Raw genomic sequence first — 20,316 nt, 5'->3', positions numbered from 1 at the left:
GGCGCAGTCACGCCCCGTCCTACTCGGCCGAAGTCGTCAGGAGTGGACTCACCATGCTTTCGAACCGCCGAATCCCCGCCGCCGCCGCGCTGGCGGCGGCCGTCCCGCTCGCGCTCGCCGGCTGCTCAGGGGGCACCGAGACCGCGGCCGAGCCCAGCGGTCCGGTCACCCTCACCTGGTGGCACAACGGCACCACCGACCCGATCAAATCGATCTGGGCCCAGGTCGTCGCCGACTACCAGAAGGCGCATCCCGAGGTGACGATCAAGGGGCAGCCGCTGCAGAACGAGGAGTTCACCACCAAGGTCCCGCTCGCCCTGCAGTCGAACGAACCGCCGGACGTCTACCAGTCGTGGGGCGGCGGCGAACTGGCCTCGCAGGCCACCTCGGGCAAGGTCGCGGACCTGACCGGCCCGGCCGGGGAATGGCTCTCCTCGGTGGGCAAACTCGCCGAGAGCTGGCAGGTCGACGGCAAGCAGTACGGGATCCCGTGGGAGCAGCACTTCGTCGGTTTCTGGTACCGCAAGGACCTTTTCGCGCAGGCGGGTGTCACCGCGCCGCCGTCCACTTTGGACGAACTCGACACCGCCGTCGCCAAGCTGAAGCAGGCGGGTCTCACGCCGATCGCGGTCGGGGGCAAGGATCGCTGGCCGGACGCGTTCTACTGGAACTACTTCGCGCTGCGGGCCTGCTCGGCGGAAACGCTGAAGCAGTCGGTCAAAGCGGCGAAACTCGAGGATCCCTGCTGGACCAAGGCCGGCCGCGACCTGCAGGCATTCCTGGCGACCCAGCCGTTCCAGCCCGGATTCACCGGCACACCGGCGCAGCAGGGCGCGGGCAGTTCGGCCGGGCTGCTGGCCAATGGCAAGGCGGCGATGGAACTCCAGGGCGACTGGGAGCCCGGCACGATGTCGTCGCTCACCGAGGACAAGGACCTCGACTCGAAGGTCGGCTGGTTCCCGTTCCCGGCGGTCCCCGGTGGGCAAGGTGATCCCGCCGCGGTGCTCGGCGGCGGCGACGGCTTCTCCTGTACCACCCGTGCGGCCAAGGCGTGCGCGGACTTCCTGCGGTACCTCGGCAGCGAGCCGGTGCAGAACCAGCTCGCGGCGAAGGGCGCCGGGCTGCCGATGACCGCGTCGGCGGCGAAGTCCCTCAAGACCGAGTCGCTGAAGACCGTCTTCGACTACGGGCAGAAGGCGCCGTACCTGCAGATGTACTTCGACAAGGCGTTCCCGACCGCGGTGGGGGCAGCGCTCAACGACGCCGTGGCGAACTTCTTCGCCGGGCAAGGCACCCCGGAAGGCATCGTCGACGCGGTGAACAAGGCCGCGGCGGGCGACAAGTGACGGCGACGGCCACGCGGGTGCGGGCGGCGGCGCGGCCGTCCGCACCCGCTGCCCGGATGCGGGCGCCGGGAGCGCGCAAGAAGCTGGAACTGACGTTCCTGCTCGGGCCGGCGCTGGTGCTGTTCACCGGGTTCGTGCTGGTCCCGATCGGGATCGCGGCGTTCTACAGCCTCTACGAGTGGAACGGTTTCGGCCCGCTGGACGATTTCGTCGGTCTCGGCAACTACGCCGACGCCCTGTCCGGCTCGGTGTTCCAGGGCGCCATCGGGCACAACCTGATCATCGCGGGACTGTCCCTCGTGATCCAGCTGCCGCTGTCGATCGGGCTCGCGTTGCTGCTCAACCGGAAGCTACGCGGCCGCGCGGTGCTGCGGGCGCTGGTGTTCGCGCCCTACGTGCTGTCGGAGGCGATCACCGCGGTGATCTGGCTGCTGATGTTGCAGCCGAACGGTTTCGTGGACCAGATGATTCGCGGGATCGGCCTCGGCGGGCTGGTCCAGCACTGGCTCGCCGACCCGGGGATCGTGCTCTACACCCTGTTCGCGGTGATCACCTGGAAGTACATCGGCTTCGGCATCATCCTGCTGCTCGCCGGGCTCCAGGGCGTGCCGGCCGAACTGCGGGAAGCGGCCGCGCTCGACGGCGCGTCGGCCTGGCAGACCACCCGGCACGTGGTGCTGCCGCTGCTGGGTCCGACCATCCGGATCTGGGTGTTCCTGTCGGTGATCGGCTCACTGCAGCTGTTCGACCTCGTGTGGATCATGACCCTCGGCGGTCCCGCCGACGCGTCGGCGACGATGGCGACGTACCTGGTCGACCATGGGTTCAAACGCTACGAATTCGGCTTCGGCAGCGCGGTCGCGGTGATCCTCTTCGTGATCTGCTTCGTGTTCGCGTTGCTGTACCAGCGGTTCGCGTTGCGCCGTGACACGGACGGCGCGCTGACCAGGATGGTGGACTGATGCGCCGCGCCGGGACGCCGATCGGCTACGTCGCCGCGATCGCCGTCCTCGGGATCACCGTGGTGCCGCTGCTGTTCGTGGTGCTGGGCGGATTCCGCACCACCGCGCAGATCAACGCCTCGCCCGCCGGCCTGCCCGGCCCGTGGGTGTGGGACAACTACGCGGCGATCCTCGGCTCATCGTCGTTCTGGACGTTCCTGGGAAACAGCGCGCTGATCGCGGTGATCGCCACGGCGCTGACCGTGGCACTGGGATCGATGGCCGCGTATGCCTTGTCCCGCTACACCTTCAAGGGCCGCGAGGGTTTCTACACCCTGTTCACGCTCGGCCTGCTGTTCCCGCTCGGCGTGGCGACCTTGCCGCTGTACCTGTGGTTGCGTCGGCTGGGGATGCTGGAGAGCTTCTGGGGCGTGGCGATCCCGGAAGCGGCGTTCTCGCTCCCCGTCACCATCGTGATCCTGCGGCCGTTCATGCGGGCGATCCCCGGTGAGATCGAGGACGCCGCCGTACTCGACGGCGCGAGCAGGCTCGGCTTCTTCTGGCGGATCCTGCTGCCGCTGTCGGCACCCGCGCTGACCACCGTCGCCGTGCTCGCGTTCGTGACCAGCTGGAACTTCTACCTGCTGCCTTTGCTGGTGTTCAACGACTCCGCGAACTTCACGCTGCCGCTCGGCGTCGCGACGTTCCAATCCCAGTACTCCCAGGACACCGCGCGTGTGCTCGCGTTCACCGCGCTGTCGATGATCCCCGCACTCGCGTTCTTCGTGCTCGCCGAACGGCGCATCGTCGGCGGGCTGACCGGATCGGTGAAGGGCTGATTTCAAGTTCGCTCGGAAAGTTTCGCGATCGACCGGAACAGGAGTGATGACAATGAAAGCGTTCTCGGCAACGGTGGCCGTACTGGCGGGAGTGGCACTTCTGCAGGCGCCTCCGGCGTCGGCGGCCGGCCCGTTGAAGGACATCACGAATCGCTACGTTGGCAGCGCCGTCGCGGCGAACCACCTGGCGAACGAAGCGGATTACCGTTCCGTGCTCACCCGCGAATTCGACAACGTCACCCCGGAGAACGAGATGAAATGGGGTGTGGTCGAAGCGAACCGCGGTCAGTACAACTGGTCGGGCGCGGACGCGATCGTCGACTACGCCCAGCGGAACGGCAAATCCGTGCGCGGGCACACGCTCGTCTGGCACAGCCAGCTGCCCGGCTGGGTGAACAACCTCGGCGCCGGCGAACTGCGGTCGGTGACGCAACGGCACATAGCCATCGAAATGGGCCGCTACCGGGGAAAGATCCGGGCTTGGGACGTCGTGAACGAGATGTTCAACGACGACGGCACCCGCCGTTCCTCGGTGTTCCAGCAGAAACTGGGCGACGGCTACGTCGCGGACGCGTTCCGGTGGGCACGGGCGGCGGATCCGTCGGCCAAGCTGTACATCAACGACTACAACACCGAAGGCCTCAACGCGAAGAGCGATGCCCTGTACAACCTGGTCCGGACGCTGAAGCAGCAAGGCGTGCCGATCGACGGCGTCGGTTTCCAGGCGCATCTCGCGACGCAGTACGGCTTTCCCGGCGGTTATCAGGCGAACCTCGCCCGCTTCGCCGCGCTGGGCGTCGACGTCGCCATCACCGAGGCCGACGTCCGCATCCCGATGCCCGCTGACACCACCAAGCTGAACACCCAGGCGAGCTACTTCAAGCAGCTCTGGGACGGTTGCCACGCCGTCGCGCGCTGCGTGGAGTTCACGACCTGGGGCTTCACCGATCGCCACTCGTGGGTGCCGGACACGTTCCCCGGACAGGGCGCGGCCTGCCTGTTCGACTCGAACCTGCGGCCGAAGCCGGCGTACGGCCGGATCAACCCCTGAGCCCGGTCTCGTGACCATGGCAAGGGGACCACCTGATCAGGCAAGCTCGGCGTTCGAGTACCGCTCGTAGTGGAGCACGGCGCTGAGCGGGAGACGTTCCCGCCAGCCGTGCCGCTCCAGATCGGGAATCGACGGCAGATCGCGCACCGGGCCGACGCACAACCACGCCACCGGGCGGATGTTCTCCGGCAGGCCGACGAGTTCGCGCAGGAACTCTTCCCGGTAGAAGCTGACCCAGCCGAGTCCGAGTCCTTCGGCGGTCGCGGCCAGCCAGAGGTTTTGGATGGCCAGGCACACCGAGTACAGGCCGGCGTCGGCGATGGCGTGCCTGCCCAGCACCGCGGGCGCCCCGCGCGACGGGTCATAGCCGACCGCGATGCCGATGGAAGATTCCACGATGCCCTCGATCTTGATCCGCGCGAAGGTATGGGCACGCTCGGCGTCCAGCCGGCCCGCGAACACCTCCCGTTCGGTTCGCACGTGTTCCCGGAACTTCTCTCGAACGTCCATATCGGACACGACGATGAAGTCCCAAGGTTGTGACAGGCCGACACTCGGTGCCGCGTGAGCCGCGCTCAACACGCGATGCAGCATGTCGTCCGGAATCGGGGCTCCGGTGAACTCGGCCCTGGTGTCCCGCCGTTGGAAGATCGTCTCGTACAGCAAGCGCTCGCCCGTGTCCCGCGTCATGGCCTAGATGGTGCCTCGCCGGATCGGAACCCCGTCGGCCAGGGCGCCCGGGCGGGCCAAGGTGGACAAACCGCCCTCGGGCGGGTGCGACAGACTGGTTCCCGTTGGCTGACAGAGGGGCGGACGCGGTGGAGTTCCAGGTGCTGGGGCCGGTGCGGGTTCGAGGGGCCGGGCGAGCGCACGCGTTGTCGGGACGGTTGCAGAGCATCCTGCTCGGCGTGCTGCTCGTGCGGGCCAACCGGCCGGTGCCGGTGGACACCCTGACCGGTGCGTTGTGGGGAGACAAGCCGGACCCGCGCTCCGAACAGCGGTTGCAGCTGCACGTTCACCGGTTGCGGGGTGTGCTCGCGGAGCCGGACCGGCTGTCGTTCGGCGCGGCAGGCTACCGGCTGAGGGTACTGCCTGGGGAGCTGGACTCGGACCGGTTCGCGTCGCTGTTCGAGGAGGCACGAACGATCGCGGACGAGGAGCCGCAGCGGGCGGTCGAGTTGCTGCGCGAAGCGCTGAGCCTGTGGCACGCCGATCCGTTCCGCGACGTGGACGTCCCTCTCCTCGCCGACTGGGCACAGCGGCTCGTCGAACTCCGGTCGGTCGCGCTGGAGACGCTCTACCAGGCCGAGCTTGCCTGCGGGCTGAACGCGGCGATCATCGGCGAACTGACCGAGCTGGTGCGCCGGTATCCGGTGCGGGAGCGGCTGCACGGGCTGCTCATGAGCGCCCTGTATCGCGCGGGGCGGCGGGCCGACGCGCTGGAGGCCTATCGCACGGCACGGGACACGTTCGTCGAGGAACTCGGCGTGGAACCGGGGCCCGAGTTGCGTGAGCTGCATCGGCGGCTGCTCGCGGGGGAGAGGCTGGGGCCTGCCGAGAAGACGTCGTCCGCTCCCGCCCAGTTGCCGATGGACGTGCGCGAGTTCGTGGGCCGGGACGCCGAGCTCGCGGAGCTCGACGACCTCCTCTTCACCGGCGAGGCCGCGGTGATCTCGGTCGTCGCCGGAACCGCCGGGGTGGGGAAGACGGCGCTGGCCGTGCGGTGGGGGCACCGGATGCGGGAACGGTTCCCCGACGGTCAGCTGTATGTCGACTTGCGTGGTTACGGCCCCGACCAGCCCGTCTCGCCGGAAGACGCGTTGGGCGGCTTCCTGCGCGCGCTGGATTTGGACGGCGCGGCGATTCCGCAGGACCTCGCCGAACGCGCCGCGCGGTTTCGCACCCTGGTCGCCCGGCGGCGGATGTTGATCGTGCTGGACAACGCCCGCACGGTGGAGCAGCTGCGGCCCTTGCTGCCCGGTAACCCGTCGTGCTTCGTGGTGGTGACCAGCCGCGACGCGTTGGCAGGCCTCGTCGCTCGCGAGGGGGCCCGGCGGCTCGATCTCGACAGGCTGTCGAGCGAGGACGCGCGCGGGCTGCTGCGCGAGCTGCTCGGCGACCGGGTCGATGCCGAACCGGCCGCCGCCCGGGAACTGGTGGAGCGGTGCGCCCGGCTGCCACTGGCCCTGCGGATCACCGCCGAGCTGATCCGGTCACGGCCCGCCCGCGGTCTCGGCGAGTTCGTCGACGAGCTCGCCGGACGGCAGAGCCCGCTCGATCTGCTGGACGTCGACGGTGATCCGCAGACCGCCGTCCGCGCGGTGTTCTCGTGGTCGTATCGGCGGCTGGACGACTCGGTGGCCCGGATGTTCCGGCTTCTCGGCCTGCACCCTGGGCACGACACGGACGACCGCGCGGCGGCAGCCCTTGCCGGAACCGGCGTGGGGGAGACGCGCCGGATGCTGGACGTGCTGCGGCGGGCACACCTCGTGGATCAGCCTTCCGACGGCCGTTACCAGGCGCACGACCTGCTGCGGGCGTATGCCGCCGAACTCGCGGAAGCCACCGACAGTGCCGGCGAGCGCGAAGCCGCGCTGAGCGGGCTGCTCGACCATTACGTGTCCACGGCTTCGGCCGCGATGGACGTCGTCGCGCCGGACGACTACGCCCAGCGGCCGAAGGCGTCGGAATCCCTCGGCGAAGCGCCGCTGTTCTCGACCTACGACCACGCTTGGCGCTGGCTCGACGCCGAGCGGGCCAACCTGCTCGAAGCCGGACGGCACGGCGGACCGGCGAGCGTGATCCAGGTGTCGGAGACCGTGTGGCGTTACCTCGACACCGGCGGCTACTACGACGACGCCGCGGCTCTGCACGCTCGCGCGCTCGACGCAGCCCGCGACCTGAAGAACGAACGCGCGGAAGCGAACGCGCGGCGCGTGCTCGGCGTCACGATGTCCCGCCTCGGCCGTGACCGCGAAGCGATCGACCATCTCGAGTGGGCGCTGGCCGCGTTCCAGCGCGTCGGGGATCAGGAGTTCCAGGCCGCGACACTGAGCTTTCTCGGCTGCGTGTACGGCAAGAGGGGCGAACTGGAGGAGGCCAGGCGCAGATTCGAGCGGGCGCTCGCGCTGACCGAACGCGGCGGAAGCGGATTCCTGCACTGCGCGGTCCGGATCAATCACTCCCGGAACCTGTTGAGCCTCGGCCGGGCCGAGGAAGCCAGGCATCATCTCGACGCGGTGTTCGCCTCGCGTGAGGACGATCGCGACAAGTACATCGAATGCAACGCGGTCAACCTGCGGACCAGGGTGTTCGTCCACCTCGGACAGGACGAGGCCGCCTTCGAGCACGCTCGCCGCTGCCTTGCCCTCGCCAGGGAAGCGGGTTTCCGTACGCAAGAAGCGGATTCCCTGGGGTTTCTCGGCGTGGTGTACCGGCGAAGGGGCGATCTCGAGCGGGCCTTGCGCCACCACGAAGAAGCGGTGGCGCTCGCTCGTGCCGTCGGCGACACGGAACTGATCGCCGAGGCACTCAACACGCTGGGCACCACCCACGCGGCCGCCGGCCGCACCACCGAGGCCCTGCATTGGCACGGCGAAGCACTGGCCGTGGCCACCGAAGCGGGCCACGGCGAACAGTTGGCTCACGCCAACGCGGGCATCGGTGATGTCCACGCCGAACTGGGCGAACACGACCATGCCCGACGGCACTGGCTTCAGGTGCTCGCCTTCTACCGCGACCTCGACGTCCCCCAAGCCGCCGAAACGCGAGCGAAGCTCGGGCTCGACTGACTTTCTTCGCCATGAAAGCGGGATGAAAGTCCTGCTCGCATCCTTCGAAGCACGCGAGTGGCCGACCCGGCACCACGGTCGACGAAGGGGAACATCGATGCAGCTCACGCGAAGAGGTCTCACGGGGTTGACAGCGACGATCGCTGTCGTTCTCGGGCTCGGCCTGGCGACCGCAGGGCCCGCCGCGGCCGCGGACGGCTCTTGGAAGGCTTACGGGAACACAAATCCGATCACCTCGAGCGCCAGCGACTGGACGTGCGGAACCACAGTGACCGTCTCTACCTCCGTGCTCGCGCAGACCTGCATGGTGGTGTCGCCGAGCAGGGCCTCCATGCAGGGGGCGGTGATCGTGCGCAACAACCGATCCGGCATCTTCACCACGAACGCGTCAGTGGCTCTGTTCAGGCCGTCCGGCCATCAGGTGATGGACACCTGGAAGTGCCGGGAGTCCGGAGTGGGCGCGAATTCGTGGTCGGTGTGCTTCGGGCAGACCATCACCTATCCCGGCTCGACCCGCGCCGAGGGGACCGTGGACCATCGGGAGATCCCGGGTTCGCCGATGAGCGGAAGCTGAAGTGACGCGTTTCTGAGTCACCACCGGTGTCCCGGCCTCAGCGGCCGGGACACCGGTTTCTCTGCGTAATCGTCTCGCGGCGCGAGGCCTTGTCGGGTGTTCACCTGACATTCCGAGAAGTCCTTTCATTGTAAGGTCTCCGGTCGATCGGCCGAATAAAAAAGATCGCTTTTCGCGGGAACCGGCCGGTGAATTCCGGCATCGGAGTCGGTGAAAATCATGGATATGGTGATGGGGGCGTGAACATGACCTATGGGTTCGGTGCGGTATTCGACGATCTGCACCAGACGGCGAGCAGGATCTCCGACGTCGTCACGGTCGTCGACGGCCTGCCGTGGAACGGTCCGAGTGGGGACTACGGGAATTCCGGCGTGCAGGAAGGCTGGGCCCGATTCATCGAAAACGCGAAGGTGTATGTCGATGGCCTGCGGGGCAAAGCGACCGAGCATGGCGACCTGGTGCGCACCGCCGCCGGCCGGTACCAGGTGTCGGACCAGGAATCGGAACAGGCACTGTCCCGGCTGGGTGGCCTGCTCGACGGTTTCGCCGGTGATCCGGCCGCGGCCATCGGACCGGGGATCGGTGGTGTGGCAGGCGGCGGAATCGCGGCGCGGCTCAACCCCTGACGTATCCGGTGACAAGGCGCGGTAAAAGAACTTCGAAGGGATGTACTGCTGATGGCGGTTCAGCTGGGGGAGACCACCGACCCGAGGGAATTGATCCCCGGTCAGCCGGAATCGATCACCGATGACCTTCGCCGGTTGGTCGGCAATATCGAACTGGTCGGCGGGGCAGGGGACGGTCTGCAGGGTATCGATCCGAGGGAGTGGACCGGTGAGGGCGCCAACTCCTTTCGTGACGCGTTCGGCGCCGCGATACCCGAATGGTTCCGGGCCGCGGATTTCCTCGGCCGGAATGGTGAGACACTCGCCGACTTCGGCGACACACTGACCTGGGCACAGGGTGAGGCGCAGCGCGCGATCGAAATGTTCACCGAGGCGCAGGCCGCGAGCAGGACGGCGCTGGAGCAGTTCACCGGACTGGCGCGGCAGGCGGTGGAAGCGGGGCAGTCGATCGGGCTGTTCCAGGATCCGGGGGCGGCGCTCGCGCAGGAGGCCCGGTCGATCCTGGACGCCGCGCGGGAAGCGGTGGCCTCGACCGGCGGCTCGGTCGCGCAGGCGTTCGGGATGGGCGGCGACGGGGCCTCGCTCGCGACCACGGTGGGCAACTTCGCCGCGATGGCGTTCGGGATGGACTCCGACGGCGAGGGCGGCTACTCGACGGACCTCCCCGGTGGCGGCCCGTTCGGCGCCGACGACCGGCAGACGGAGCGGGTCTTCAACCCCGAGACCGGCGAGTACGAGGACGTGGACCCCGGCGGCTGGCAGCGGAACGGCCTCAACAGCAGCTACGCCAACGAATACGGTGACGCGGACGCCGATCTGGTGGACCTCCGGGCCGTCGCCGAGGCCGCCGGCATCGATGTGACAGAGGCGGGCTGGGAACGTGAGGCGGCCGCGGCGCTGCGCGAGGGCAGCATCGATGGCGAATTCGACAACGGCTCGGTCTCCGGGAGCGGCACGCTTTCGGGTTCGGTGCTCAGCGCCAGTGCCGGGGCGAGCGGGACCGCGAGCTGGCTCGGGGCGAGCGGTGCCGCCCATGCGGAGGCCTATCTGGCCCAGGGCCATGCCGAAGGCGAGCTGAACTTCGGTGAGCACGCCGGCGTTTCGGGCAGTGCGGACGTCATGGTCGGTGCCGAGGCATCGGCTGAGGGGAACATCAGCTGGACCGGGGCGGAGGGCAGCGCCGAAGCTTTCGCCGGGGTCAAGGCGGGCGGTGACGTCAGCGCCGAGGCGGCAGGCCTCGGAGCCGGTGCGAACGGCGAGGTGTGGGCCGGTGTCGGCGCGGAGGCCAGCGGGCAGTTCGGCATGGGGGAGGACGGCAAGTTCCATGTCGGCGCGTCGCTCGGTGCCGCGCTCGGCGTCGGTGGCAGTGTCGGCTTCGACGTGTCCGTCGATCCCGCCGAGGTCGCCGACACCGTCGCCGACGTGTCCGATGACGTCGCCGATGTCGCGTCGGATGTCGCCGATGGGCTCTCCGACGCCGCCGGCGACGCGTGGGGCTCGGTCGATGACTGGATCTAGGATCGAACGAATGCCCGTCCGGGAAAACACAGAGACGGAGACACCATGGTAGCCACCCTTCCCGTGCCGATCGAGTTCTCGCTTCCCGCGGGCTGGCTGTCGGCGCCGCCGGACGAGGTCGGCGCGGGCGGCAGCGCCTTCGTCGCGCTGCATCCGCCTGCCAGCGCGGGATTCACCGCCAACATCACGATCGCGGGCGAGATCCGGGAGTCGTACATCCCGCTCGCGCATGTCGCCGACGAAGCGGTGGAAACGCTGCGGCGGACCGACCCCGATGTGCGGCTGGGCAAGCGAAAGGAGTCCGGGTCGCCCGAGAACCCGGGGCTGACCCAGTCCGTCCGGCTGTCGACGGTGCTCGACGGCCGTCGCCTGGATGTCGTGCAGCTGCAGGTCTTCCTCGGCATGTGGGACAAGCGCGACCCGCGTCGGCGGGCGGTTCTGCACATCGTGCTCAGCGCGCTCCCCGAGCAGTTCGACCAGGTCGCCGAGGACTTCCAGAAGTTCGTGTCGACCATCCGCCCCGAGGAAGGCGAGCACACACGATGAGCGAGTACGCCAGGCGATTGCTCAGCCGGATAGAAGCGATCGACAACGCGAACGCCGACAACCGCCGGCGCGCCGAGGCCTACCAGCGGATGGAAGGCGAGCTGAAGACCGTCGAGGGCACCGCCACTTCACCGGACGGCCTGGTCACCGTGGTCGCGAGCGCGGCGGGTGAGGTCACCGGCCTCACCTTCGGCGACCGTGCGCGCACCATCGAGCCGTCGGCGCTGTCGGCCACGGTCCTGCACACGATCGCCGCGGCGCGAGCGGACGCCGTGCGACGGCAGGCAGAGGTGGTCCGTCGTGGTCTCGGTGACACCAGCCTGCTGGACAAGGTGCTCGACGAGGACCGGAAGTTGTTCGGCGATCAGCGGCCACCCGAACCGGGAGAGCCGGGGCGCACTGGCGGTGCTCCGGACGGGAGCCGGCCGCGAAGGCGCGACGACGACGAGTTCTTCGGGGAATTCCAGCTGTACCGGGGCGGCAGGCGTCATTCGAGAACCGGCACCGCCTGACCTTGGGGCCGGTAAGGTCACCCGGGCGAGGGATGCCGGGTTCGACGGTGGGCGAGGTAGCGGGTGACGGGGGAAGCCGGGCGGCTGCTGAACGGTTTCGGACACCGTTACGCCGTCGCCGTACGTGTCGCGACTTTGCCGCCCATCGCGGCGATAGGTCTGCTGAGAAGCTCGTCCGCGGAGTTCGCGGGCACGGTGGCGGTGGTCGCCGCCGCCGTGGTCTGGACCTGTGCGCGGGGATGGTGGCTGCGGCGGGCACCGATCGGCGTGGACGTGGCGGTCCTGCTGGGTTTGTGCCTCACCGTGTTCTGGACCGGCGCCGAGGCGGACGGCAACACGGGCTGGCTCCGGCTCCTGGTCATTTTCGCGTGCGTGACCTGGCAGTGGCACACCACGCCGGTGACCGGTGCCCTCGCGGCGCTGATCACCGGCGGCGGGATGCTCGTCATCTTCGCCGTCGCCGGGCTCGACCCGAGTGCGTCGCAGTTGTGGGTGCCGGTGATGGCCGCGATGTCCAGGGTGGCCTGGGTGCTGGTCACCCGCGCCGCCGAACGCGCCGATCGGATGGCGGCCGAGGCCGAACGGGCGCGGCGGGAGGCCGCCGTGGCGGCGGCCGTCCGCGCCGAGGAACGTGAACTCGCGAATTCACTGCACGACACCGCGGCCACCACCTTGTTGATGGTCGGCCTCGGTCAAGTTCCTCCGGACGCGAAGTGGCTGGCTCCGCAGGCACGCCGCGATCTGGCCAGGCTGAGTTTCGTCCACGACGGGCGGACATCGCCGGAGACCGACCTCGTCGAGATGCTCGGCGCGGATCTCGGTACCGGCCATCTCACCGTCGAGCTGGACGTACCGCCGCGGTTGCCGCTGCCGTCCGACGTGGCAGGCGCGATCGCCGGAGCGGTCCGGGAGGCGCTCAACAACGTGCGCCGTCATGCGGGGACCGACCGGGCCAGGGTCCGGCTGCGCGGCGGCACCCGGTCGGTACTCGCCGAAATCTCCGACGAGGGAAAGGGATTCAACGCCGGCGACAGTGTCCCGTCGCGGCGCGGGCTGCGGGAATCCGTGCTCGGCCGGATGGACCGGGTCGGCGGCACGGCGATGATCACGTCGGCCGAAGGGGCGGGCACGATGGTTCGGTTGGAGTGGTCGTCATAAGCGACGACGAAGCGACCCAGGAACAGCTGAGGCGCGGACTGCGGATCGCCGTGCTGGTCGTCGCGGTGCTGACGGTCGACGTGCTCGGGCTGACCAATCTGGTGCGGGGACTGAGATCCCACGACCTGCCGTCGGCCCAGTTCACCGCACTCGCCGCGCTGACCGCGGTGCTGGCCGTCGAGCTGGTGCTGGTCGTGCGGCGGCGGCCGTGGGGAGTGTCGCGGTGGCCTGCCGTCGCCGTCGTGCTGGCCACGTCCACGCTGGCGTACCTGACGCTGCCGGACGGCAAGACGGCGACCACTGTGGACTGGTTGTTCGGAGCGGCCAACTGGGTCGGCATCGTCGTCCTGCTCGATCGTCCTTTTCGGACAATGCTGGCCTTCCTGCTGGCGCACGAGTCGCTCGCGTTGGCGAACCTGCTGCTGTTCCACGACGTGAGCCGGTCGGTGCTGGCGCGGTTCGCCACCGGTTCCGTGACGGTGTTCGGCCTTCCGCTGTGCGTCGCCGTGGTCGCGGCCGTACTGGGCCGGATCGGTGCGCAGGCGGCCAAGGCCACCCGGGAACTGGAACGAGTGCGCACCGCGGAGGCCGTCGCGGCAGGCGCGCACAGTCGTCGCACGCAGCGATTCGCCGAGCTCGCCGACACGACCGTGCCGTTGCTGGCAGGGCTGGCGGACGGTTCATTCGCGCCATCGGATCCCTTGGTGCAGCGTGGATGTGCGATCGAAGCGGCCCGGATGCGCCGGCTGTTCGCCGAAACCGACACGGTGGAGAACCCGCTGCTGCATGAGCTGAGGCATTGCGCGGACATCGCCGACCGCAAAGGCGTCGAGGTCGATTTGGACGTGCGTGGCCAGTGGCCCGTGCCGCCGGTGGCCGTCCGGCGGGACCTCACCGATGCCGCTTTGACCGCACTGGCGACGGCAGGCTCCTGGGCGCGGGTCACCGTGGTCGGAAGCGCGGAGCTGGTGTCGGTCAACGTGGTCGCGGACTGTGCCGAGCCGATCGTGTCCACAGCGAGAACCCCGGACGTGCGGATCGAGATCTTCGACGGTGACGGAACAGTGTGGATGGAGGCCCAATGGCAGCCGGCGGAGAGCTGATCACGGCGGTGATCGTGGACGATCACGCGGCGATCACGGCGGGCGTACGGTACTGGTGTGAGCAGGCGGATCCGCCGATCGGGCTCGTCGACGCCGGTGATCGGCTCGGCGATGTGTGGACCGGCCCCGGCGCCGCCGCCGACGTGGTGATCTTCGACCTCGAACTGGTGCCTCGCAAACCGGACTTCGGCGAACTTCGCCGCCTGGTCGAGAGCGGCCGCCGCGTGGTCGTGTACTCGCAGCACGCGGACAACGCCACCGCGATCAAATGCGTCGATCTCGGCGCGCTCGCGTACTTGACCAAACGTGAAGGCCCGGAGCATCTCGTGCCCGCTATCCGGGCGGTCGCCGACGGACAGGCCTACACGGCGCCATCGCTCTCGGGTGCGCTCGCCGCGGACGACGCCCCGGGCAGGCCACGCCTGTCCCCACGGGAAATCGAGGTACTGCGGGCATGGTTCGCCGCCTCCTCCAAGGAACTCGTCGCCGCGAAACTCCACATCACCGTCAAAACCGTCGACACGCACATCACCCGGGTGCGGGTGAAATACGCGGGCGTCGGACGTGGCGCCCGCACCAAGAGCGAACTCGTCACCCGGGCGCTCGACGACGGTGTCATCACGCTAGCCGAACTCAACGAGGCGTCGTTGTAAGGCGTTCACCCGACATCCCCGGGGCCGCGACCGGACTAACGTCGCCGGAGCAGGGGACGCCGCGGGCATTCGGTGTTGAGGGGCACCGAATGCCCGCGGCCCTTCGCCGCGACCAGGAGCGCGTCGCTCCGAGGAAGACGTTCGAGGAGTTCGATGAGCCAGCCCGGTCCGCCAGGGTCGTATCCGGGGCAGCAGTACCACCAGCCCTATCTTCAGCAGGTTGCGGGCTGGGGGCGGCAACCGCCGCCACGCAAGAAGAAGACCGGGCTGCTGATCACGATGCTGGCACTGGGCACCGTCATGGTGCTCGGGCTGGCCTTCGGCGGATACTGGTTCTTCATCAGGGAAAGCGACTCGGACGGGCCACCGCCGGTGGACGCCTCACAGGACCTGGCGAAGGCGCCGATCGGTTGTGCGCTCTTCGACAAGGGTGAGGTGGCTCCCTACATCCCCGGACGGACCGAATTCAAGGCGCTTTCGGGCGACACCACGTCGGACTCCCTGGCGCAGGGGCAATGCCTCTGGGGCAATACCGAAACCTTCCTCAAGGACAAGGTCCGGGCGGCGCACGTGATCGTCACCAGCTACGTCTATCGCGCCACCCGCACGAAGTCCGGTGTGGACGCCGCGACGGAACACCTGAAGCGCCGGGTCCGGAACGGGTCTTCGGTGAACGTGAAGGACGCCGATGAGGCCTTGGTCGTCGAGCAGGGGAAACGCGGCCACTCGGTGGCGATCACGGCGCGGTACCGCAATGTCGTCTACCACGTCGACTACACCAACCAGACCGATGGCGCGCCGGTCAAAGACGGGGTGACCGCCTTGGCCACCGCCGCCATCGGGAAGGTGGCACCGCAGGGCTGAGACCGGTCGCGGAGTAACCAAATTTGGCTAGCCGTGCGGGCGCTGCTAACCTACCCAAGTAGCTAAATTTGGCTAGTTGGGAGATGCTGATGTCGGTGACGCCCTATGTGATGGTGGACAGCGCGAAGGACTACAGACAGTTCCTCGAAGGCGCGTTCGAGGCCGAGGTGTCCAATGTGATCCCGCTCCCGGAGGATCCGGAGCGGATGGTGCACGCCGAGGCGCGGATCGGTACCGGCGTGGTGTTCTTCGCCGATTCGGGAGCCGGAGGAATGCGCTGCCTGAAGTCGCCGTCGAATCCGGTGCACGTTCAGCTGTGGGCCACCGTGCCGGATCCCGAAGGGGTCTTCGCGCGGGCGGTCGACGCGGGCGCGAGCCCGGCCATGGAGATCACGGTGCAGGGGGACGGCAGCCGGATGGGTGGCTTCGTCGACCCGTTCGGGACCTTGTGGTGGCTCAGCACGGACACGCCGGGCTGATCACGTGTCGACAGTTCGCATGCTGGTTCTGGGCGCGGTCCGGCGGCGTGGCCGCGCCCACGGCTATCAGGTTCGTTCCGATCTGGAGTCGTGGGGCGCGCACGAATGGGCGACGGCGACCTCGGGTTCGGTGTATCACGCGCTCAAAGCCATGACAGGGCAGGACTTGCTCGTTCTTCACGAGACCGTTCCCAGCGAGGCGGGCGGGCCGCCGCGCATGGAATACGAGATCACCGCGAAGGGCGAACAGAGCTACTTCACCTTGCTCCGCAAGGCGCTCAGCAGCCGCGATCCTCGGCTGGACCTGCTCGCCGCCGCGGTGGGCCTCATCGAGGACCTGACCCGCGCCGAGGCGATCGAACTGCTCCGGCAACGCGCCCAAGCGATGCGGGAGTGGCAGGAGAGCATCACCGCGCACCTGCCGCCCGACGCCGACCTGGACACCTGGGGTCCGGTCGGCGAGGTCCTAGGGTTGTGGCTGCACACCGCCGGACACCGCGTCGAATGGACCGACCGGCTGATCCGGCGCCTGCAGGACGGTGCCTACCGGATGGCCGGCGAGGCGTGACTCGCGTGCTTGGGCTCGATCAGCGGATGGCGAGTGCGACGAAGCGGGTGTTCTCACCGGGCCAGAAGTTGTCGTCGCTGACCACGAGAAGGGTGCGTTCGCCCGTGGGCAGGGTCGGGCCCCAGGACATTCCCTCGTAGTTGTCGATCAGCGGCAGTGGCAGGTCGCGGAAGTCCACCAACAGCTTCTTGCCGACCGGTGTGACGGTGGCGCCCGCCAGTGAATCGACGTTCTTGATGTCCGTGGCACCCCGCGTGCTCATCTCGAACAGCTTGACGTTGTAGCCGTGTCCGGTGGCGTAGCCGCGTTCGATCACCAGGTATCGAGTCGGATCGATGGGATGCGCCGAGATCTCCGGGATCCCGGAGTCCGCGAACGAGCCGAGCGGATTCGGCGTCGCGAACAACGGCTCCTGCGGATAGGCGTACTGGGCCAGCGGCGTGCCGGCGTGCGTGTGCACCGTGACCCTGGACAGTCCGCCACGTTCCGGCGTGGGAACCGGCCCGTCCTGCAGCAGCGGTGACTCCACCGTGCTGGTCGGCAACGCGCCACCGGCGGTGAAGATCATCGCCTCCAGTGACGGCTGGATCACCGGATCCGTCGGCGTGGGTGTGCCGCGCGGCCGATGCCTTCCTGGCTCCACCAGTACTTCCCGGTCCACGGATCCACCCGGATGTCCTCCGGATCGACCGTCGTCCCGTCCCCGGCCGAAGACGGCGGATACACCTGCCCATCCGGACGCAGGAACGGTTTCGTCCCGGTGAACCGCACGTCGGTCGCAAACCGAGGTCCGTCCGGCTCAGCCACTGTCTACAGTGGACAAATTGGGCGCCTGCCCGCGCTCGCTCATCGTGGGTCGCGGTGTCACGCTGGGTCGGCCATTTGGCCGATGTACACCCGGCCGATAGGCCGATCCAGTCGTGATCATCACCCCATAGCGTGACGACTGTCAGCAAGTAGTCATCTACGGGGAGTTGGCGACAATGCTTCGCAAAACAGGGATCTTGGCGGTCGGCTTGGCCGCGGTGGGAGCGGTGCTGGTACCGGCAACCGCCGCGGCGGCCGAAGGTCCGACGCCATACGTCATCGGCGGGCACGACGCCACCGAGGACTATTCGTTCATGGTGTCGCTGCAGGAGGGCGGGAAGCATTTCTGCGGCGGCTCGCTGATCAGCGAGAACTGGGTGGTGACCGCGGCACACTGCGTGCAGGGAGCGCAGCCGGGGCAGGTCAGGGCCAGGATCGGGGCACGGCAGCACAACAGCGGGGGCACCGAGGCCGGCGTCAGCCGGATCATCGTGCATCCGGACTTCGCCAGGCAGAAGCCCCCGGGCGGGGACATCGCGCTGGTGCGGTTGGACAAACCGGTGACCGAACAGCCGATCAAGATCGCCGGGGCCGCGGGCGACGCGGGAACGGCGACCCGGATCCTCGGCTGGGGTGAGCACTGCGCCGAGCAGAACTGCGGGGCGCCGGAGACCCTCCAAGAGCTGGACACCAAGGTCATGCCGGCGGAGGAATGCCGAAATGTGGCCACGGGCAAGGAGATCTGCACCGGTTCCGACACGCCGGACGCGATGGGCTGCTACGGCGACTCGGGCGGGCCGCAGATCAAGGGCAAGCCGGGCGAGTGGGAACTGGTCGGTGCCACCAGTCGCGACGGCGACGCGGACCCGAAGTGCGCCAGCGGTCTCGGCATCTGGACCGATGTGACGGTGTACCGGGACTGGATCGCCGAGCAGCAGGCGAGCTAGACGGAGAAACGGCGCTCTGCGTGGTTTCGCGCGGGGGTCGTGAGTGAAAAGAGGGTTGGAACCACCCTTGCCGCTCACGACCCCTCGCGAAGCCGTTCGTCCTTTGTGGACAACGTCACCGAGGCGCGAGTGACTCCAAAGAGGACAGCGGTGCCTTGTGCAGGTTCGAGATGATGTTCCTCGGCTTGTCCGCGGCCTTGCTGTAGTAGTGCGCGCCGGACTCGAACGCCAGGTACACGTTGCTGCCGTAGACCGTCAGTCCCTCGGACATGCTCGGCGCGCGGAAGCAGTGCTTCTTGGCCGTGTCCAGGTCCTTGTCGCCGGCGCCGCGCCGGACCACGTAGATGTTGCTGCGGTTGTTCCTGCCGTGCGACGTGCTGTAGATGAACACGTCCTTGGTGACGACGAGGCCCTGCGTCTTCGTCGGCACCTCCCACGACCCCGGCCGGTAGCCCAGCTTGCCGTCGGAACCGACGGTGTACGAGTGCATCGATCCGCGCTTGGCGTCCTCGAACTTGCCCGCCCACAGGGTGTTGGTCGGGCCGTGGCTGGTGAGGAAAGAGGAGGCGTAGACGGTCTGCGCCTTCCCGTCCTGTTCGATGGGCAGCGACTTCTTGATCGCGTCCTTCAGCTTCGCCAGCGAGTACTTGCGGATCGTGTCGCCCTTGCCCGACACGAACGCCCAGCCCTGCTTCTCGAATACGGCGATCCCGCCGACGTGCGAGTACGCGAGCAGCGCCTGGCCGACCTGCTTGCCGGTCTTGGCGTCGATGCCGATGATGATGGCGCTGCGGTGGCCCGACTCGTACGAGGTGACCAGGATCAGGTCGTTCGACCCGTCCCAGTTCGACCAGGTCGCCGTGCCCTGGGGGATGTTGGTTTCCAGCGCCGGGATGGGGTGGCTCCTGCTGAACCGGTCGTCGTAGGCGTAAGAAGCGGATTTCCCACGGTAGAAGGGTCCGTCCTTGCCGCTGGACTTCGTGTCGCAGCTGATGGCCGCGGCCTCGGCGGAGGCGGTGCCCACCACGGTGAGGCCGAGCAGCAGCGTGCTCGCCGCGGCAGTGATCGTCGCTTTCTTGAGTAGGGTCTTCATTCGTTCCCTTGTAGTCGTTGTACGTCCAGTTCTCAACTGGGACTCGCCGGAAGCGCGCGCGGTTCCGGGCGGTACGTGACTATCCACAAAGGACACTGACTGCTAGTCAAATGCCCGATCGGCGCCTATATGGGCGGTTCTGGCGTGAAGTACATGAAGGCCCCCTTCCTGTACCTAGGCGCAAGGAAGGGGTCCTTCATGTACTGGGGAAGACGTGAAGGTCGAGTTTCCTCAGCTGAGCAGAGGGAAGGGGCCTTCACGCGCTGTCGCTGTAGTGCCGAGGCTCAAGAAGGCGTTCCTGCCCGCCCGCAGCAGCGGGTCCGCCTCACGCCGGGCCGAGCTCAGTCCAGCCTGCCGTGAGGGGCCCCTTCCCTACCCGCAGAGTAGGCAAGGAGCCCCTTGTGGACCTGCGATCCCGGCCCGCCGCCCGCCGTAGGTACCTAAAACACGGTTCGCTCCAACCTCATTGCCACTCACGACCCTTCTGGAAATCACGCAAACAGCCCAAACATGACTCGCGTCCAACCGGGCCCGAAGGCGTCCATCACTGCATCAGACGCGGCGAAGGGAGCCTTCGCCCCACCGCCGGCCCCGCCCGCGGGTGCCACACGTGCGCCATGCAGCATCTCCTAGGTCGAGCGTAACTTTACGTCGGACGTAAGTCCGTCTCGAATCGCGAGTTCCGGGAAGTCGTCGCGATCGGGAATCGTATTTCTGAATCGATTGCGGCGAATTTACCCGTTGCTGTTGTGAACGTATTTCGTGGCACGGTGTCGGTTAATATCCGACACATTACCAAGCGTAGTCAATCGAGTGTCGATGGTGGCCTGTGGTCGGTTGGGAAGTGTCGTTCAGGTGGCGGATTCGGTCGCAAGACGGGGATAACTGCACCGTATGGTC

The 20,316-nt window shown here is 68.1% G+C and carries 21 protein-coding genes; 17 read left to right on the top strand and 4 right to left on the bottom strand.

What is annotated here, in order from left to right:
- Nucleotides 1-53: 53 nt before the first annotated feature.
- From ACLJO0_RS12135 to ACLJO0_RS12120, 4 genes are read left to right on the top strand one after another with little or no spacing between them, the layout of a single operon-like run.
- Nucleotides 54-1,346, top strand: coding sequence for an ABC transporter substrate-binding protein (locus ACLJO0_RS12135; protein WP_410578394.1), 1,293 nt, complete (start codon nt 54-56; stop codon nt 1,344-1,346).
- Nucleotides 1,343-2,308, top strand: coding sequence for a carbohydrate ABC transporter permease (locus ACLJO0_RS12130; protein WP_410578392.1), 966 nt, complete (start codon nt 1,343-1,345; stop codon nt 2,306-2,308). Before ACLJO0_RS12135 ends, ACLJO0_RS12130 begins: the two co-directional genes overlap by 4 nt.
- Complete coding sequence (locus ACLJO0_RS12125; RefSeq protein WP_410578390.1) at nt 2,308-3,126, top strand: carbohydrate ABC transporter permease; 819 nt, start codon at nt 2,308-2,310, stop codon at nt 3,124-3,126. Before ACLJO0_RS12130 ends, ACLJO0_RS12125 begins: the two co-directional genes overlap by 1 nt.
- A 52-nt stretch (nt 3,127-3,178) precedes the next feature.
- Nucleotides 3,179-4,177: an endo-1,4-beta-xylanase gene (locus ACLJO0_RS12120; RefSeq protein WP_410578388.1), complete on the top strand. Its 999-nt coding sequence runs from the start codon at nt 3,179-3,181 to the stop codon at nt 4,175-4,177.
- Nucleotides 4,178-4,213: 36 nt separating this feature from the next.
- On the opposite strand, the gene bluB is transcribed toward ACLJO0_RS12120, so the two are convergent.
- Complete coding sequence (gene bluB / locus ACLJO0_RS12115; RefSeq protein WP_410578386.1) at nt 4,214-4,867, bottom strand: 5,6-dimethylbenzimidazole synthase; 654 nt, start codon at nt 4,865-4,867, stop codon at nt 4,214-4,216.
- Nucleotides 4,868-4,971: 104 nt separating this feature from the next.
- Between bluB and ACLJO0_RS12110 the strand changes: the two genes are divergently transcribed.
- The 12 genes from ACLJO0_RS12110 (at nt 4,972) to ACLJO0_RS12055 (ending at nt 16,569) form a co-directional block, all read left to right on the top strand.
- Nucleotides 4,972-7,968, top strand: a complete 2,997-nt coding sequence (locus tag ACLJO0_RS12110) for a BTAD domain-containing putative transcriptional regulator (protein ID WP_410578384.1) — start codon at nt 4,972-4,974, stop codon at nt 7,966-7,968.
- Nucleotides 7,969-8,236: 268 nt separating this feature from the next.
- Nucleotides 8,237-8,542 (top strand): hypothetical protein, encoded by a 306-nt coding sequence (locus ACLJO0_RS12105; RefSeq protein ID WP_410578382.1) that lies wholly within the window; start codon nt 8,237-8,239, stop codon nt 8,540-8,542.
- A 239-nt stretch (nt 8,543-8,781) separates the two neighbouring features.
- Complete coding sequence (locus ACLJO0_RS12100) at nt 8,782-9,168, top strand: hypothetical protein (protein ID WP_410578380.1); 387 nt, start codon at nt 8,782-8,784, stop codon at nt 9,166-9,168.
- 51 nt (nt 9,169-9,219) lie between these two features.
- Nucleotides 9,220-10,686, top strand: coding sequence for a putative T7SS-secreted protein (locus ACLJO0_RS12095; protein ID WP_410578378.1), 1,467 nt, complete (start codon nt 9,220-9,222; stop codon nt 10,684-10,686).
- Nucleotides 10,687-10,731: 45 nt separating this feature from the next.
- On the top strand, nt 10,732-11,232 hold the full coding sequence (locus tag ACLJO0_RS12090; protein WP_410578376.1) for a hypothetical protein: 501 nt from the start codon (nt 10,732-10,734) through the stop codon (nt 11,230-11,232).
- Complete coding sequence (locus ACLJO0_RS12085; RefSeq protein ID WP_410578374.1) at nt 11,229-11,744, top strand: YbaB/EbfC family nucleoid-associated protein; 516 nt, start codon at nt 11,229-11,231, stop codon at nt 11,742-11,744. Before ACLJO0_RS12090 ends, ACLJO0_RS12085 begins: the two co-directional genes overlap by 4 nt.
- Before the next feature lie 63 nt (nt 11,745-11,807).
- The gene (locus ACLJO0_RS12080) at nt 11,808-12,902 is read left to right on the top strand and encodes a sensor histidine kinase (RefSeq protein WP_410578373.1); all 1,095 of its coding nucleotides are present in this window, start codon (nt 11,808-11,810) and stop codon (nt 12,900-12,902) included.
- Nucleotides 12,890-14,005, top strand: a complete 1,116-nt coding sequence (locus tag ACLJO0_RS12075) for a hypothetical protein (protein ID WP_410578371.1) — start codon at nt 12,890-12,892, stop codon at nt 14,003-14,005. The genes ACLJO0_RS12080 and ACLJO0_RS12075 overlap by 13 nt, the downstream gene beginning before the upstream one ends.
- A complete protein-coding gene (locus ACLJO0_RS12070) occupies nt 13,984-14,658 on the top strand; it encodes a response regulator (protein ID WP_410578369.1) in 675 nt (224 codons plus the stop codon). The genes ACLJO0_RS12075 and ACLJO0_RS12070 overlap by 22 nt, the downstream gene beginning before the upstream one ends.
- A gap of 153 nt (nt 14,659-14,811) precedes the next feature.
- Complete coding sequence (locus ACLJO0_RS12065) at nt 14,812-15,522, top strand: hypothetical protein (RefSeq protein ID WP_410578368.1); 711 nt, start codon at nt 14,812-14,814, stop codon at nt 15,520-15,522.
- 89 nt (nt 15,523-15,611) lie between these two features.
- Complete coding sequence (locus ACLJO0_RS12060; protein ID WP_410578366.1) at nt 15,612-16,001, top strand: VOC family protein; 390 nt, start codon at nt 15,612-15,614, stop codon at nt 15,999-16,001.
- 19 nt (nt 16,002-16,020) lie between these two features.
- Nucleotides 16,021-16,569 (top strand): PadR family transcriptional regulator, encoded by a 549-nt coding sequence (locus ACLJO0_RS12055; RefSeq protein WP_410578364.1) that lies wholly within the window; start codon nt 16,021-16,023, stop codon nt 16,567-16,569.
- 19 nt (nt 16,570-16,588) lie between these two features.
- Here the strand turns inward: ACLJO0_RS12055 and ACLJO0_RS12050 are convergent, their stop codons facing one another.
- Nucleotides 16,589-17,161 (bottom strand): esterase-like activity of phytase family protein, encoded by a 573-nt coding sequence (locus ACLJO0_RS12050; protein WP_410578362.1) that lies wholly within the window; start codon nt 17,159-17,161, stop codon nt 16,589-16,591.
- Entirely contained in the window at nt 17,158-17,376 is a 219-nt protein-coding gene (locus ACLJO0_RS12045) for an esterase-like activity of phytase family protein (protein ID WP_410578360.1), read from the bottom strand. Before ACLJO0_RS12045 ends, ACLJO0_RS12050 begins: the two co-directional genes overlap by 4 nt.
- 176 nt (nt 17,377-17,552) lie before the next feature.
- On the opposite strand from ACLJO0_RS12045, the gene ACLJO0_RS12040 reads away from it, so the two are divergent.
- Nucleotides 17,553-18,323 carry a S1 family peptidase gene (locus ACLJO0_RS12040; protein ID WP_410578358.1) on the top strand — a complete coding sequence of 257 codons (771 nt, stop codon included), beginning with the start codon at nt 17,553-17,555 and terminating at the stop codon, nt 18,321-18,323.
- 115 nt (nt 18,324-18,438) lie between these two features.
- Here the strand turns inward: ACLJO0_RS12040 and ACLJO0_RS12035 are convergent, their stop codons facing one another.
- Nucleotides 18,439-19,416 (bottom strand): hypothetical protein, encoded by a 978-nt coding sequence (locus ACLJO0_RS12035; RefSeq protein ID WP_410578356.1) that lies wholly within the window; start codon nt 19,414-19,416, stop codon nt 18,439-18,441.
- Nucleotides 19,417-20,316 lie beyond the last annotated feature (900 nt).

The organism is Amycolatopsis sp. lyj-108 (assembly GCF_046549005.1).
Taxonomy (GTDB): domain Bacteria; phylum Actinomycetota; class Actinomycetes; order Mycobacteriales; family Pseudonocardiaceae; genus Amycolatopsis.
The sequence above is the reverse complement of the archived record's forward strand: the minus strand, read 5'-3'. Positions and strand labels throughout refer to the sequence as shown.